The sequence below is a fragment of the Thalassotalea insulae genome, from assembly GCF_030161395.1.
Lineage (GTDB): Bacteria > Pseudomonadota > Gammaproteobacteria > Enterobacterales > Alteromonadaceae > Thalassotalea_E > Thalassotalea_E insulae.
Genome location: NZ_BSST01000001.1, coordinates 2,709,872 through 2,725,504, shown reverse-complemented (window position 1 = coordinate 2,725,504; position 15,633 = coordinate 2,709,872). Strand labels below are relative to the sequence as shown.

Sequence of the window (15,633 nt, the reverse complement as noted above, 5' to 3'; positions counted from 1 at the left end):
AAATAATACGTAAGTGAATTAGTCTAAGTTACCAGTTATTGGTCAATCTTCTCGCTTTTGATAATTTTGGACAAATTGCTGTCGCTGCTTTCGTCTATCTTCCAGGCAAAAGGCAAAAATCTGAGTTGAGCTAGGTTTAAGGCACTGTTCAAGTGGTTGAAAATAATCCAACCAATCTTGCTGTTTTTGACCACTGAACTCACCTCGGATCACAACATGGTTAGTGAGGCTCGCCGACTGAGCATAAGCTTGATCAAATATCGGGGTTTGCATTTTTTTATTAGCCAGTGATGAGCCCTTAGAACGCGTTTTCTTTTTCTTCTTGATACTAGCTTTTTTCGGCAGCTTTCCTTGTTGACACTGCCACCACTTATCTCGCGCTTTTTGCTCACGTTTCGCTAACGAGTGCGCTTTTTTATTACTATGGCCAACTCGTTGTTGTGCTTGGATGTTTCTTAATTTATCTAAATAAGGCTGACATTGTTTTTTACCGGCACTCACAGGTTTTACCCAAACCATGCACAATAACACGCCTAAACACAGGTATTTCATAGTACCCTCCTATCCATCCTTGAATAAGGAAAGTGTAGTACAGATGACAAAATCGGCCCTATACTAAAGGCAATTTATCAATGAATAGGGACATTCATGATGTTAAAAATAGACTATTGGATTTTAATTGTTATATCACTAACACTGTTCAGCGCGAACGCAGAGCAACTACCATTGCAACATGGTATTCCTGTTAGTGATGAGATTAACGTTGCAGAATATTGGGTCAGTGAAAAGCTAGATGGTATGCGCGCCTTTTGGGACGGTAAACAGTTATTAAGTCGACAGGGCAATATCATAAACACTCCCGCAAACTTTACATCGGGCTGGCCAACTTTCGCCCTCGACGGTGAACTATGGAGTCATCGGGGCGAATTCGAACAGCTTATGTCCTGTATTAAACGTCACCAGCTTGGTCCTTGCTGGCAAGATATTAAGTTTATGCTATTTGACTTACCACAACACCCAGACACCTTTAGCAATAGGGTACAGGCAATGAACAGGTTAATAACCAACAATAGTTCACCATATTTACAAATGATCCCGCAAGTGCGTATCCCCAACAAACAAGCTTTGTATCAAAAGCTTGATAATATAATCGCCATCGGTGGTGAAGGCTTAATGCTTCACCATCAAAACGCTATCTATCAACCAGGACGAAACAAGGCATTAATGAAGCTAAAGCCTTATCAGGACAGCGAAGCTATTGTTGTCGCTCACCTGCCTGGCAAGGGCAAGTATAAAAATATGTTGGGCTCACTGTTAGTAGAAACACCACAGGGACTTCAGTTTAAAGTTGGCACTGGCTTTACTGACCAACAACGCAAAACGCCACCACCGATTGGCGCCATAATCACCTACAAATATATTGGTAAAACGGCGCGAGGTGTGCCAAGATTTGCGAGCTTTATCCGAATTCGTCACCAACTATAGCAAGAGAAAAGTCATGGAATTTCATTTGTGGTTATCGTTAGCTTTTATCTGTGTCATGGGAGCATTATCGCCTGGTCCTAGCTTAGCCGTTGTCGTTAAAAACACACTTTTTGGTGGTGCTCACCAAGGCTATGCCACTGCCATCAGTCACGGCGCAGGCGTTGCCTTATATGCCACATTAACTGCACTTGGTATAGGAGTGATCATAGTACAATCGCCGCTTCTATTTAGTGTGATTAAATATGCCGGTGCGGCTTTTTTGCTTTATTTAGGCATTAAAGCACTGATGAGTAAAAAACAGAATGTTGAATTAACGAATGAACATCAGCACCATGCCAACAAAGCTCAGGATATTAACGGCTGGCGCGATGGTTTTTTAATTTCTTTTCTTAATCCTAAACTGGCAATCTTCTTTCTCGCACTATTTAGTCAATTTGTCGATGCCAGCGCCAGCACAGAAAAAAAAGTCATTATGATCGCGACCGTAGGCACTATCGATACCTTATGGTATATCTTAGTGGCATTTATGTTCTCCAGAGGCCCGATATTAGATAAGCTCAAACGTAACAGTCATATTATTGATAAAATCACCGGTAGCTTTTTGATCTTGTTGGCCGCCAGAGTAGTAGTTAACTAAGCACTATTGGAGTATTTAGGTCTCTGCTGGCAGATAGCTAAAAAGTAATACTTTAAGGCCTTTACCCTGTTCAGCTTCTTTAAATACCCTTGGGTTAGCTATTTTTCCCTGATAATGACAGTCAGGGCATGAGTTTGCTACTTGTGCTTGTAGGAAAGATTCATCTAAATCCGGTGAATTTAAACACAACATTAATTCAGCCCCCGGTTTCATGAACTGAGGAATGCGCCGTAAAATCTTTTGATAATCTCTTTCAATATTAACGCTACCCTTTTGAAATGATGGTGGGTCACACACTAAAATATCATACGGACCATATTTTTTTATTCGCCCAAAGGATTTGAAAATATCCACGCCTTCAAACTTTACCCGGGATAAATCCTGTTGGTTGAGTTTGTGGTTGTCTCGCCCTTTCGCTAAAGACGCTTTCGCCATATCGATATTAACCACTTGCTTCGCCCCACCAGCAATGGCAGCCACAGAAAAAGCACAGGTATACGCGAATAAATTTAAAACATTCTTATCTTTAGCTTTTTGATAAAGCCAGTTCCGGCCATTGGCCATATCTAAAAACAATCCGGTATTTTGTGACTTACCTAACTGCAACTGAAATTTTAACTGCTGTTCAACCGCAACCAACTCGGTGATAGTTTCTCCCCAGACAACTTCTATCGGCGCATAAGACTGATATCTGTGCTGCACCTGTATTGACTGGCATTCAGTAAATAAAGTTTTCAGTTCAGTAACTTGCTGAGCTAACCATGCTTGTTCAACTGGCTGGTACAAGGTGATCAATAACACTGGAGAAAACCAGTCAACATTGACATGAGCTAAATTACTATAGGCATGGCCACGACCATGAAATATCCGTTGACACAGGCTTAAGTCCGACGACACTAGGCCTTGTTCAAAATTTTGTTGAATATGGGAGAGCATTGATAACATTTTAGATAAATAAAAGCCGCATAATAGCAAATTATGCGGCTTAAAATAACAATAAGCTCGACGGTATTAGAGTCCGGATAAATTCACACCAAAGAACTTAACCGCTACGGTATTAATAAAAATAAATAACACGATTAACGGAACAAAAGTGCCAAGTGAAAAATTAACGTATTTTTCAACCCAGCTGCCAGCATAGTTTTTATTGCCAATCGATAGTTCTGCAGTTAAATTTTTCTTTTTCCAACGATAGCTAACGAAAACACAAAGTAAGAAACCATTTAACGGTAAAATAGTATCGTAGAAAACATCATATACCACATCAAAGAATGAACGAGTGCCACCAGCATAACTGGTAAACTCAGTAAAAAAGGTCACCATACCAAAGGAAACTGTCGCAAATAAAGTTAAAATCCCTGCGGTCATTAACAAGGTAAATAACGCTTTCTTACGGCTATGACATTTCTCTGTTACCAAATAGGATACCGGTACTTCTAAGATCGACACTAATGAGGTAATAGCAGCAAAAAATACCAGAAGAAAAAAGAATGCCGCCACAGCACTCGCACCGATATAACCAATAGAGGCTTGCAATGCTAAAAAGATTTTAGGCAAGAAAGTAAATATTAACGATACTGAGCTATCACTTAATTCCTGTGGATTAACATCAGGATTAAACGAGAATACCGCCGGCAAAATCATTAATCCGGCAGTAAAAGCCACCGCCGTATCAGTAATAGCAACTAATTTTGCTGAGTTGGCAATATCGGTTTGATTATTGATATATGAACCATAAGTGATCAAGATCCCCATACCTAAAGATAGAGAGAAAAATGCCTGCGATAAAGCACCATTAATCACTGACGGCGTTAATTTCGAGGCATCAGGGATAATAAAAAACTCGACCCCAGCAAACGCATTGTCCAGTGTTAAGACAAAAATCACCATGGCAATTAACATAACAAACAATGTTGGCATTAATACTTTAGCGGCTTTTTCGATACCATCTTTAACACCGGCAACCAAAATATAATTAATAATCCCAGCCACCGCTGCCATAGCAACAAACAAATACGGACTATTAATAAAGATACCAAAGCCTTCATTGCTAGCAAGAAAGTCCAGTTTCCCCGCCAAGGTTAGAACAATATAGCCAAATAGCCATACCGTTAATACCATATAAAATACCGCAATCATAAACGGCGTTAACACCCCGAGAAAGCCTGCAGCACCCCATAGTTTGCTACCATTACTCAATGACTTATAAGCACCAACTGGTTCTTTCTGGGTCTTTCTTCCTACTGCCATTTCAGCGATCATTACCGGTAAGCAGATAAAAAAGACAAACAAAGCATAAATAAGTAAAAAGGCACCACCACCATTTTTAGCAGCGTTAACGGGAAACCCCACTAAATTACCAATACCGACGGCTGAACCAGCGGCAGCTAAAATAAAGCCGATGCGTGAGCTAAAATGTTCTCTAGAAGCAGTCATAAATGTCCTTCGTTATAATATTTTTCGGGCATAAATTTTTTTGATGCACGATGCTACCAAGGATTAAGACTAATGTCTTGCATTTGTGTTGCCGTTTACGTAAACGAATGTATATAAAAAAATGCACTTAAGATAAGTGCATTAAAAAATAATCAATAAAACAATAAATTACCTATTGGCGGCTATAAAACTTACTGCCCATGATACGTAAAATATTTTCTGCCTCTTCGGTGGCAAATTCAGCTGCCGCATTTAAGTCATCACTTGAAATCCCTAAGCTACGACATAAGCTTTCGTCGACGGTATCATCGTAGGAAAACTCTTCAGGATGTGAATCAACTAACGCCAGCCGCGTCGCCAAATATAAAATTTTAACGTCCTGATTAATTTGAATGGTATGAGCTTCATTATAATGACGAATAGGTAAAATAATTTTTTCCGGGATTTGCCATATCTTCAACAATTCAGCAGAAATATCAGTATAAGTGTAACCTAGCTGTTGTTGCTGCACTGTCCAAGGAAGGTTGTCAGCCGAATATTTTTCACAGGCTTGAGCAATTTCTGGGGTAACTTTAGCGACAATGAGTTCACCAAAGTTTTGTAGCAGACCAGCAACAAACAAGCGTTCGATATCACGAATACCCGATTTAACTGCAAGGTTTTTCGTTGCCAAGCCACAAAAAACACTCATTCTCCAGAAACGCTTTAAATCAATCGCCTGATTAGCAAAGTGTTTAAACGCAGAGGCCGCGACATCCACCAGCATCATATTGTAAATCGCCTGGGTGCCAATAATGGTGATCGCTCGGGAAATAGTACTTATTTCACCAGGAAAACTATAAAGCGCGCTATTCGCAATTTGCAGTAAACGCGAGGTCATTGAAGGGTCGATACTGATAACATCAGCAAAATCTTCTATTGTTGACGTTTCATCCTCAATCAACGACTTTACTTTAAAACAAGCATCTGGCAAAGCAAATGAACCATTTGCCTGAATAGCATATTCATGGGCATTCATTTAATGGGGTCCAATCATTAAATCATGATTTGAGTGTAACGCGTTGATTAGTTATTGGAAACAAAAAAGCGTGATATTTTCATATCACGCTTTGATTATCATTAACTTAACGCTTTAATTATTGGGCAAACGTCTTGCCAAAGAAATCACCTTGATTCCAAGTAGGGCGTTGCTCACCATTGGCAATTTCCATCCCTATCATCATATTCACTTCGGCAAAACTTGCTGCCGCATCCCAGCGAATAGGTAAATCCATTTGATCACTGTGCTGGTGATAATGGTTTTTCAAGAAATCACCAAACATTTTGCCACCATCTATTTCAGGATCTTTTGATTTAAACCCTGTCATTAAGAATACCGATGGTATACCCGCTTTAACAAAGTTGTAGTGATCACTGCGCGTAAATAATGCCTGCTCTGGCATAGGATCCGGGCTTAAACTGATGCCTATTTTCTTACCAGCTGCTTCCACTATACCGCCTAAGCTAGAATGAGTAGAACCAAAGGCAATAACATCTGCAAACGGATATAAAATCAACGGCATATCTAAGTTCACATTAGCCACCATTTGCATTACTGGTACGGTTGGATTATTAGCGAAATAACTTGAACCTAACAAGCCTTTCTCTTCTCCTGTCACGACAACAAATAGAATTGAACGCTTCGGCGCAACCGGTTGAGCAGCTAATAAACGCGCAGTTTCTAATAAAATAGAGACTCCTGATGCGTTATCCAGCGCACCATTATTAATGACATCTTCATCTTCATCAGCATCACCATGATCATCACTGTGCTTGCTGATACCGATATGATCAAGATGAGCACTAAAGACAACATACTCATCTTTCAGTTTAGGATCACTACCTTCTAATGTCGCGATAACGTTCGGGCTAGTGATCTCTTCATGACGTGACTTACTTTTCATAGTCACTTTAGCCGCTAGCTCAAAACCTTTAATCGCCTTATTTTCACTGTCATCATTAAAAACATCAGCTAAATCGCGTTCTGCCCCTTCAAACAATGCTTTAGCACTCTCGGCATTAATATAAGCACCGCCTTTCATTTCAGGGTATTTGCCAAATGGCTGACCTTCTTTATTTAACCAGCTTAAACGCGGTGTATCAGCATGTTTCGCAGAGGCTTCAAAGGTTCTGACTTTATCACGTTTTGGCGTATGAATAGTGATAAAACCAATAGCGCCATGCTCAGCCGCATGACGAACTTTTTCACGACCAGAGCCAATATGAGCCCCTTCTTCCGATGGTAAATCATCCGGACGACCGGTTAAAGCAACGACAATTTTGCCGTTAACATCTAAATCCGCATAATCGTCATACCCAAACTCTTCTGAAACCACACCATAACCAACAAATACAGTTTCAGCTGCAACATGAGATTCTGTTTCAATCGCAGAACCTGACATTAAAAAGTCATCTTTAAACGCTAACTCAACATTTCCGGCAGCATTTTCAATGCTCATTTCCGCGCTACCGTCTTCTAAGTAAACACGTCTAAACGTCACATTCTGTTCAAAACCGCCATGTTCACCTTGTGGCATTAAACCTAGCTGCTTAAAATTTGATTTCACATAGTTAGCGGCTATTTGATAACCTTCACTTCCAGTATCACGTCCTTTTAAGGTGTCATCTGCTAAAAACTCAACATGTGCTTTAATGCGCTCAGCATTAACTTGCTCAGGCTGAGCAGCCACAGTAGTTTCTGTCTGAGTGGCTTCTTTACCACAGCCAGCTAGCACAGCAAGTGACAGTAAACTTGCCGAAGTCAATAATTTAAATTTCATCGCTTTCTCTTTTGCCATCATTTTTATTAATTTAATACGGCCATTATACCGTACGTTGCGCCACACTATATCGACAGCCAATAGAAATTGCCAGTCAAGCTATCGCGGATATAGCACAGCTAATCGCGAGTGATACTTTTTTTGCAGTATTTCCTATAACCAGAAAGGCACACCAGAATCCTCTTTGACCTTTTCCGTCACTATATAAGTATGTGAATGAGAAACCGCGGGGAGATTGACAATTTCAGATAATATCTCGCGATACGTTTCAATTTTATCAAAGCGGATCATAATTAAGTAATCAAAGCCCCCTGCCACTAAATGACACTCTGCAACTTCTTCAATTTTAACCACTTCTTTTTTAAAATCATTAAAGACATCACCCGTAGTACGATCCAGCGTTACCTGAACAAACGCTTTCATCCCATAATTTAACTTATTGGCATTTAAAACCGCGGTATAGCGTTCGATATAACCTTCTTTTTCTAAACGGCGTACCCTTTCCAGACAAGGACTGGCACTTAAATTGATCTTCTTGGCCAGATCGGCATTAGAGATCCTGCCATCATTTTGCAAAGCCTCTAAAATAGTCAAATCAATACGATCTAATACACGATTTTTTCCGGAAGCCATAATACCAAACAATCTACTGCAAAATTAAAAAATTAGCATATATTATTTGGTAAATTTACAAATTACGCAAACACTTTCTGTTGGAGTTACTATAAAATCCGCGTCCAGTTATTACACATTCATTATAGGTACTACTATGCTTTTCAATGGCTCTTTAACAACCTCAAATAGCATACGTCAAACAATTAGAGATAATTACCGTGCAGACGAAAATGCGGTACTTGCACATTTACTCCCAATTGCTGAAATTGGGGTCGACGCCAAATCTCGTGCCTGGGAATATGCCCGTCAGCTAGTGGTTAATATTCGTAAAGAACAAAAAGGCAAAGGCGGCATAGATGCCCTGTTGAATGAGTTTTCATTATCAACAGAAGAAGGCGTGGTACTAATGTGTTTGGCGGAAGCTTTGCTTCGTGTGCCTGATAAATTGACTGCTGACAAGCTTATCCGCGATAAACTGGCAAACGGCAACTGGAGTTCACATATTGGTAATTCAGATTCACTGTTTGTCAACGCATCTTCTTGGGGATTACTCCTGACAGGTAAGCTAGTCAATTATTCAGATGAGAAAAAAGAGCAACAATTTGGCTTGTTGAAAAAAACAGTCGGCCGCCTAGGTGAACCTGTGATCCGTAAAGCCGTGCGTTATGCCATGAAAATTATGGGTACCCAATTTGTCATGGGGCATCATATCCAAGGAGCGTTGACGCGAGCAGTAGATACGGAAGCTAAAGGTTATACCTATTCCTATGATATGTTAGGTGAAGGCGCCCGCACTATGGCAGATGCTGATCGCTACTTTACTAGCTATATGTCAGCAATTGATGCTATCGGTAAAGCGGCTAATGGCAAAGGACCACAAAAAAGCCCAGGGATTTCTATTAAATTATCAGCCATTCATCCGCGCTATGAATTTTCACACCGTGATCGTGTCATTAAAGAACTCATTCCGCGCCTTAAAGAACTGGCATTAGCAGCAAAAGCTTATGACATTGGCTTTACTGTCGATGCCGAAGAAGCAGATCGCTTAGACATTTCTCTCGACATTATTGAAGCAGTATTTACCGATAAAGATCTCGACGGCTGGCATGGTTTTGGTATCGCGGTACAAGCCTATCAAAAACGCGGGATTTACGTGATTGAATGGGTTAGAGAATTAACGAAAAAAGTGGGTCGTCAAATGATGGTTCGACTGGTGAAAGGAGCCTACTGGGACAGTGAAGTGAAAGAAGCCCAAGTTGAAGGTTACAATGACTTTCCCGTCTTTTCCCGTAAACCGTCAACTGACGTTTCTTATCAAGCTTGTGCGAAAAAATTATTGTCGTATCGCGACACCATTTATCCGCAATTTGCCACTCATAATGCTTATACCGTTGCCACAATATTAGAAATGGCCGAAACGGTAAAAGGTTTCGAATTCCAGCGTTTACATGGCATGGGAGAATCGTTGTTCGATCAGGTTGTGACACAAAAACAAGTTCCCTGTCGAGTCTACGCTCCGGTCGGTGAGCACTCAGATCTACTCGCGTATTTAGTGCGCCGATTACTGGAAAACGGTGCAAACTCATCGTTTGTCAATAATATCGTTGACGACAATATTCCGGTTGAATCGTTACTTGCCGATCCAGTAGAAACCGTGCGCAGCTGGCAGGATAAATATAACCCGCAAATACCGCAATCAATTGACATTTATCAACAAGAGCATGGTGTAGGACGTATTAATTCTAAAGGTATCGACTTAACCGACATTAATGAATTAACCGCTATGCGCAGTAATCTAGCAAGCTGGGTAGAACAAAGTAAAGCTCAAAGCCCACAGCCAGATCACGATGCGGTAACGAATCCAGCAAATAACACCGAAGTGATCGGTTATATCAAGCACGCTGACGAAGATGAAATGAAAGCCATCGTCGAGCGAGCCAATAGTGCATTTGCTAGCTGGTCAACAACAGATGTTGCCAAGCGTGCTGAAATATTATTAAAAACAGCTGATGCGTTAGAAGCACATCGCGATGAACTGATTGCCATTTGTACTAAAGAAGCAGGTAAAACCATTCCAGATGGCGTGGCCGAAGTACGTGAAGCGGTTGATTTTTGTCGTTATTATGCCGCGCGAGCGCAAGAATTACTTGCCAATGGCGATCTGGAAGCACGTGGCGTTGTTTTATGCATCAGTCCATGGAACTTCCCGTTAGCTATTTTCCTCGGACAAGTATCTGCCGCGATTGTTGCAGGTAATACCGTAGTTGCTAAACCAGCAGAACAAACGTCTTTAGTCGCCCTACGTACCATTGAAATCATGATCGAAAATGGCTTACCACAAGATGTCGTGCTCCCGGTAATTGCCCGTGGCAGTAAAGTCGGTCAAATCATAGTGCCAGATGAGCGTATTCAGGCGATCATGTTTACTGGTTCTACTGAAACAGGTAGTTGGATTTCACAAAAATTGGCAGAACGTCAAGGTGAACCTGTACCGCTAATTGCCGAAACTGGCGGGCAAAACTGCATGGTAGTTGACTCCACTGCTCTACCTGAACAAGTGGTTGATGATGTTATCGCCTCTGGTTTTCAAAGTGCTGGTCAACGTTGTTCTGCGCTTCGGGTATTATTCCTGCAAGAAGATGTAGCGGATAAGATCATCACCATGATCAAAGGTGCAATGCAGGAACTACACATAGGCGACCCCGCATTATTATCAACAGATGTTGGCCCGGTTATCGATAAGAAAGCCTTAAATGCACTCAACGAACATGTGGATTATCTGTCATCACGAGGCACTTTACACTATGTATGCAAAACGCCTGAATTATCGGCAGATATCGGCGCTGAACAGCATAACTTCTTTGAGCCACGTTTATATGAAATTAGTGATTTAAGCGTGTTAGAAAAAGAAGTATTTGGCCCTATTGTTCATATCATTCGCTATAAAGCGGAGCAATTAGAAGATGTTATCGAACAGATCAACGGTACTGGCTTTGGCTTAACTATGGGTATTCACACCCGTATCGAAGAAAAGGCGCAATATTTAGCAGCGCGCTCTCGTGCCGGCAATGTTTATGTTAACCGTAATATGATAGGTGCGGTGGTAGGTGTTCAGCCGTTTGGCGGTCGGGGTTTATCAGGTACAGGTCCTAAAGCAGGCGGTCCTCTATATTTGACTCGTTTGGTGAAAGACAAAGCCACGACTCAAGACGTGGCACTGAGTGTTGAACAAAAAACACAGTTAGCGAAAGAAATCGCGCAATGTCAGGCGAGTAGTAGCACAGTCTCTGCCCAGTTATTTGCAACTAAACAGCAAGAAGTTAACTGGAGCTTCACTCCACTTAATGACAAGCTCTCATTGTTACGCCAGTTACTGGCACAGCTTGCATCCAACAAAGTAGTACTTAATCAGGAAGCTCAATTAACACAAACCCTTAGCAATGCTCGTCAACAATTACTGTTTATTGAAAAACAACTAGCGTCAGCAAAAGTCCTACCGGGGCCTACGGGAGAGTCAAATATTCTCTATTTAGAGTCTCGTGGCACCGTCGCCAGTATTCGTTGTCAGAATACATCCTTCAATTACTGGATGATAGCGACCTTATCGGCACTAGCAGCAGGTAATTGCGTTATTGCTGTGGTTGATGATCAATATTTTGCGGAAACTCAGGCAATTGCCAATATCTTGCAACAATCGGGATTAAGTGCCGGTGTCTTCCAAGTAACACAATTAGGACATATTGACGATGTCTTAAATCATTCAGTGCTAGCAGGTGCCATTGTTGATAATGCCAGCCCGCTTAAACAAAGAGTAGGTGAAACAATTGCGGCACGCAAGGGAGCAATTTTACCTTTGATCACCGCCTACAATAACGAAAACCTGTTCTATCGTATGGTGACAGAAAAAACCGTCACTATCGATACCACAGCAGCAGGTGGTAACGCCTCGTTAATGACGATGGAATCTAACGTCGGTTAAGTTTCTTTAGCTATTTAGCAAGGTCAAAATTATTCAAAGCGGCTCAATTGAGCCGCTTTGTTTATAAGTACGAATCAATAATTTTTGCTATAACGCCAGCATGTTTTAATTCATTAATTGCACGATTCAGGCGCGGTATGATAACGGCAAGTTCTTTACGTAAACGAATACGAAGAAAGCCATCGGAGTGACTTTGACCGATCACTATTGGCACCGACAAAACATTCGACCAATACTGTGCCGTAATATCATCACAAATTGCATAGCTTACCCGGCGCTGTTGCAACGCCATAATTAAATTTTTTTCAGAAGAAAAGTCAACCCGCTGAAACAAGTTGTCATCATGGTAATAGTAGCCACGTACTGTACCTATTTGCACATGATCCGACTGTTTCATTTTTTGCGTTAATAATGAAATCGCATTTGCCGTTAACGCAATATATGACTCTTTCACGGGAATAATTGGCGCACTAAAAACATAACGTTCAATAGGGACATCTGCTGGCAGCCACGCTGGATTTATAAAATCAAAATCAATGTCGCCATTTTCTAGCGCTAAGTTAGTACGAGCTGCCGGTAACGCAACTTCTTCGCCGATAATATTGGCTCGCTGCAGAATCAAATCAATGATTTCCGGCACAATACCTTTGCGTTGCTGTGAATGAATGTAATAAGGAAACCAGGCATTAGAACCCGAAGGTTCATATTTAAGCCGCAGCGGCTCATCTATCTGCTTTTTCGCCTTAGATAGCTCATTATTAGACGATGCTTGTCCACTGACCGTAAGGAAAATAACCGCTAAAAATAGTAAAATCCACTTCATATACCGACACCACCGACTACATAACAAGTGCGTACAGACTCTTAATTAAGCATAGCTAATGATGTCGACCAAATCGAAGAAAAGTGACTATTTTTCACCTCCAATCAATGCATGTTTATCAACAGGTAAACTTAATTGAACTTCAACACCATGACCGTCCTTTACGTTAGTTACGCTAATGGTACCGTGATGATTAAACATTATCTGGCGACACAATGCCAAACCTATGCCGCTCCCGGATGCCTTAGTGCTATAAAATGGCACAAAGAGGTTTTCAAAATTCGCAATACCACAACCTTGATCGACCAGTCGAATAACGGTATTAAATTCATCACTTATTACTGAAACCTTCAACAACGCACAAGCTTGTCCTAGCATAGCTTCAAGGGCATTTTTAAACAAATTGATCAGCACTTGCTCAAACTGCTGCTTATCAACATTTATCATTAACTGGCAGGAGTCATCTATCTCGGTTGTTAATTTGGGAAACAAGGCAGCACTCGTTTGCAGCATTTGATATAAACCCACCGAAACTTTATTTGGTTTAGGCAAATGAGATAACTGGCTATAACTGGCGATAAAAGAAGTTAAAGATTTAGCCCGCTCATTAATAATGTCGACTCCTGCCGCCAGTGATTGCCTGTCGATTGCTTTTGACTGGTCGCTAAGCTGATTTTGCATCGATTGGCTAATAGCTGCGATTGGCGTCATCGAATTATTCATTTCATGGCTTAATACCCTAACCAAGCTTTGCCAGGCCTTACGCTCCTGCTCGATTAACAAGCGTTCAGCGTTAGTAATAAAATACAATTGATGTGGCTGTCCTTGCGCCAAAAATTGCTCTTTAACCAGAAAATACTCGCCAATTAGTGGCTGAGAAGAAAATCTTATTATCCCAGGTTTTGCTTGACTAATTTCTGCGCCTAACACCGTAGCCGTTAGCGACTGGTACAAGACATTAGCCTGGCCCTGAAAAATATACTTCTTCGCTGAGTCGTTAGTCATCACTATTTTGCCATGTTGATCGGTTGCCAGCACCATGGCATGCATTTGCTCCAGTATCTTTTCCAACAACAGCCGTGACTCTTTCGCTTCAAACTTATGGCGAGCCAAGGTATCTGACAATTGATTGATAAGATTAAATAACTCTTGAAATGCCTGATTAGTTTGCAGCCGCCCTCTTAAAGAATAATCGCCATCTATCATAGACTCGATTAAATTGGACAGGGTGCGAATTTGAAAATCAGACACCTGCCTAATCGCCACAATACCGTACGTGGTCAACAGTATAAAAACAAAGACCAAAAAGGCGATAAAGTAACCTGAAACCTCAGTATGTATTAGCGCTATTGTCATTGTGAATATACAAGGGAGTGCGATCAGTAAAATAAATTTCTGCTGGTTATCTAACAGGTTCAACCCGCTAGTATCGCTCAAAAAGCGCTTTAACTTATCAATCCAGTTCATATTTAGCTAAACGCCGATAATAACCACTGCGACTGAAGCCTAAAGATTTCGCAGTTTCAGTGGCGTTACCACGATGAAAGGCTAAACGCTTAATCAGTGTCACTTTTTCAATCTCATTCATGGTTAACTGGGGATCATCCAAAGAGTTTTCACGTTCACCATTTGCCGTCAACATAATATCCTGACTGTCGATCACCGCCTTTTTACTGGTAAACAATAAACGCTCCATTAAATGACTTAACTCGCGGATATTGCCAGGCCAGTCATACTGCTGCAGTTTAGTTAATGCCGCATCAGATAGCGCAGGGCAAGATCTATGATATTTAACGCTGAATAATTGCAAAAAATGTTGTGCTAAATACGGAATATCTTCAACACGTTCAGCTAATGACGGCACCCGAATTTCTACGGTATTAAGCCGATAGTAAAGATCCTGACGAAATTGATTATTCGCTATTTGCTCAAGCAAGTCGCTATTAGTAGCAGAGATGATGCGAACATCGGCATCATGCGATTTGCTACTACCAACCACTTCATACTTACGCTCTTCCAACACTCGTAATAACTTTGCCTGCTGCGCCAACGGAATATTGGCCAGCTCATCAAGAAACAAGGTGCCTTGCTCCGCCATTTCAAAGCGTCCGATACGATTTTCCTTAGCATCGGTAAATGCGCCTTTTTTATGGCCGAACATTTCACTTTCAAACAAGGACTCAGGAATTGCCCCCATATTCACCGGAACAAAAGAATGAGCGGCTCGGGCAGAAACACTATGAACATATGCCGCCAGCATGCTTTTGCCAGTGCCATTACTGCCACTCAGCAAAATGCTCATATCACTTTGTGCCAAATCCGTTAAGGTTGCCATTAATTCTTTCATTTTGGCCGAATAAGCAACGATAGCATTTTCATCCGCCAGCTGAGTCTGACCGGTTAACAGCTTATTTTGCTGGTTGAGCCGCTCGGCCATCTGATTTGATTGCGCTAGGGCGAATTGCGTCTTGATCGCACTAAGCAGCCGTTCGTTATTCCAGGGTTTTTGAATAAAGTCTTTCGCTCCCGCCTGCATGGCTTCAACGGCGATATCTATGGTTGCCCAACCAGTCATCACGATCACCGGAATATTAGCGTCAATGCGTTGTACAGCACTAACTAGCTGCAATCCTTCGGCACCTGAAGTAGTATCTTGCTGAAAGTTCATATCCAGTAGCACTAAATCAACCGTTTGTTGCTCAAGGTGTTCAAGCACACTCTGTGGCGTGGTAACCGCAATAATGTCGAATCCTTGTTCGGCTAAGACATATTTTAAACTGGCAATAATATTAATATCATCGTCAGCAATTAAGATTCTTTTTTTCACACAACATCTTTC

12 protein-coding genes are annotated in these 15,633 nt (G+C 41.3%); 3 read left to right on the top strand and 9 right to left on the bottom strand.

Annotation, left to right across the window (positions count from 1 at the left end):
* Window positions 1-42 precede the first annotated feature (42 nt).
* Entirely contained in the window at window positions 43-552 is a 510-nt protein-coding gene (locus tag QQK06_RS12345) for a hypothetical protein (protein WP_284245001.1), read from the bottom strand.
* Between the two features lie 96 nt (window positions 553-648).
* Between QQK06_RS12345 and QQK06_RS12340 the strand changes: the two genes are divergently transcribed.
* Together QQK06_RS12340 and QQK06_RS12335 are read left to right on the top strand one after the other, a co-directional pair.
* Window positions 649-1,485, top strand: coding sequence for a DNA ligase (locus QQK06_RS12340; RefSeq protein ID WP_284245000.1), 837 nt, complete (start codon window positions 649-651; stop codon window positions 1,483-1,485).
* 13 nt (window positions 1,486-1,498) lie between these two features.
* Window positions 1,499-2,122 (top strand): LysE family translocator, encoded by a 624-nt coding sequence (locus QQK06_RS12335; protein WP_284244999.1) that lies wholly within the window; start codon window positions 1,499-1,501, stop codon window positions 2,120-2,122.
* Between the two features lie 15 nt (window positions 2,123-2,137).
* Here QQK06_RS12335 and QQK06_RS12330 read toward each other — a convergent pair whose 3' ends face one another.
* The 5 genes from QQK06_RS12330 to QQK06_RS12310 all read right to left on the bottom strand — a co-directional run bounded on the left by QQK06_RS12330 (window position 2,138) and on the right by QQK06_RS12310 (window position 8,010).
* Window positions 2,138-3,067, bottom strand: coding sequence for a class I SAM-dependent methyltransferase (locus QQK06_RS12330; RefSeq protein ID WP_284244998.1), 930 nt, complete (start codon window positions 3,065-3,067; stop codon window positions 2,138-2,140).
* Window positions 3,068-3,133: 66 nt separating this feature from the next.
* Entirely contained in the window at window positions 3,134-4,558 is a 1,425-nt protein-coding gene (locus QQK06_RS12325) for a sodium-dependent transporter (RefSeq protein ID WP_284244997.1), read from the bottom strand.
* Window positions 4,559-4,730: 172 nt separating this feature from the next.
* On the bottom strand, window positions 4,731-5,576 hold the full coding sequence (locus QQK06_RS12320) for an HDOD domain-containing protein (RefSeq protein ID WP_284244996.1): 846 nt from the start codon (window positions 5,574-5,576) through the stop codon (window positions 4,731-4,733).
* A gap of 118 nt (window positions 5,577-5,694) precedes the next feature.
* The gene (locus QQK06_RS12315) at window positions 5,695-7,377 is read right to left on the bottom strand and encodes a M28 family metallopeptidase (RefSeq protein ID WP_284244995.1); all 1,683 of its coding nucleotides are present in this window, start codon (window positions 7,375-7,377) and stop codon (window positions 5,695-5,697) included.
* A 153-nt stretch (window positions 7,378-7,530) separates the two neighbouring features.
* Complete coding sequence (locus QQK06_RS12310) at window positions 7,531-8,010, bottom strand: Lrp/AsnC ligand binding domain-containing protein (protein ID WP_284244994.1); 480 nt, start codon at window positions 8,008-8,010, stop codon at window positions 7,531-7,533.
* A 136-nt stretch (window positions 8,011-8,146) separates the two neighbouring features.
* Between QQK06_RS12310 and putA the strand changes: the two genes are divergently transcribed.
* Window positions 8,147-11,971, top strand: a complete 3,825-nt coding sequence (gene putA / locus QQK06_RS12305) for a bifunctional proline dehydrogenase/L-glutamate gamma-semialdehyde dehydrogenase PutA (protein ID WP_284244993.1) — start codon at window positions 8,147-8,149, stop codon at window positions 11,969-11,971.
* Window positions 11,972-12,032: 61 nt separating this feature from the next.
* Here putA and QQK06_RS12300 read toward each other — a convergent pair whose 3' ends face one another.
* From QQK06_RS12300 to QQK06_RS12290, 3 genes are all read right to left on the bottom strand, one after another.
* Window positions 12,033-12,794 (bottom strand): substrate-binding periplasmic protein, encoded by a 762-nt coding sequence (locus tag QQK06_RS12300; RefSeq protein WP_284244992.1) that lies wholly within the window; start codon window positions 12,792-12,794, stop codon window positions 12,033-12,035.
* An 87-nt stretch (window positions 12,795-12,881) separates the two neighbouring features.
* Window positions 12,882-14,231 carry a sensor histidine kinase gene (locus tag QQK06_RS12295; protein WP_284244991.1) on the bottom strand — a complete coding sequence of 450 codons (1,350 nt, stop codon included), beginning with the start codon at window positions 14,229-14,231 and terminating at the stop codon, window positions 12,882-12,884.
* A gap of 16 nt (window positions 14,232-14,247) precedes the next feature.
* Window positions 14,248-15,621 carry a sigma-54-dependent transcriptional regulator gene (locus QQK06_RS12290; protein ID WP_284244990.1) on the bottom strand — a complete coding sequence of 458 codons (1,374 nt, stop codon included), beginning with the start codon at window positions 15,619-15,621 and terminating at the stop codon, window positions 14,248-14,250.
* Window positions 15,622-15,633: the final 12 nt, after the last annotated feature.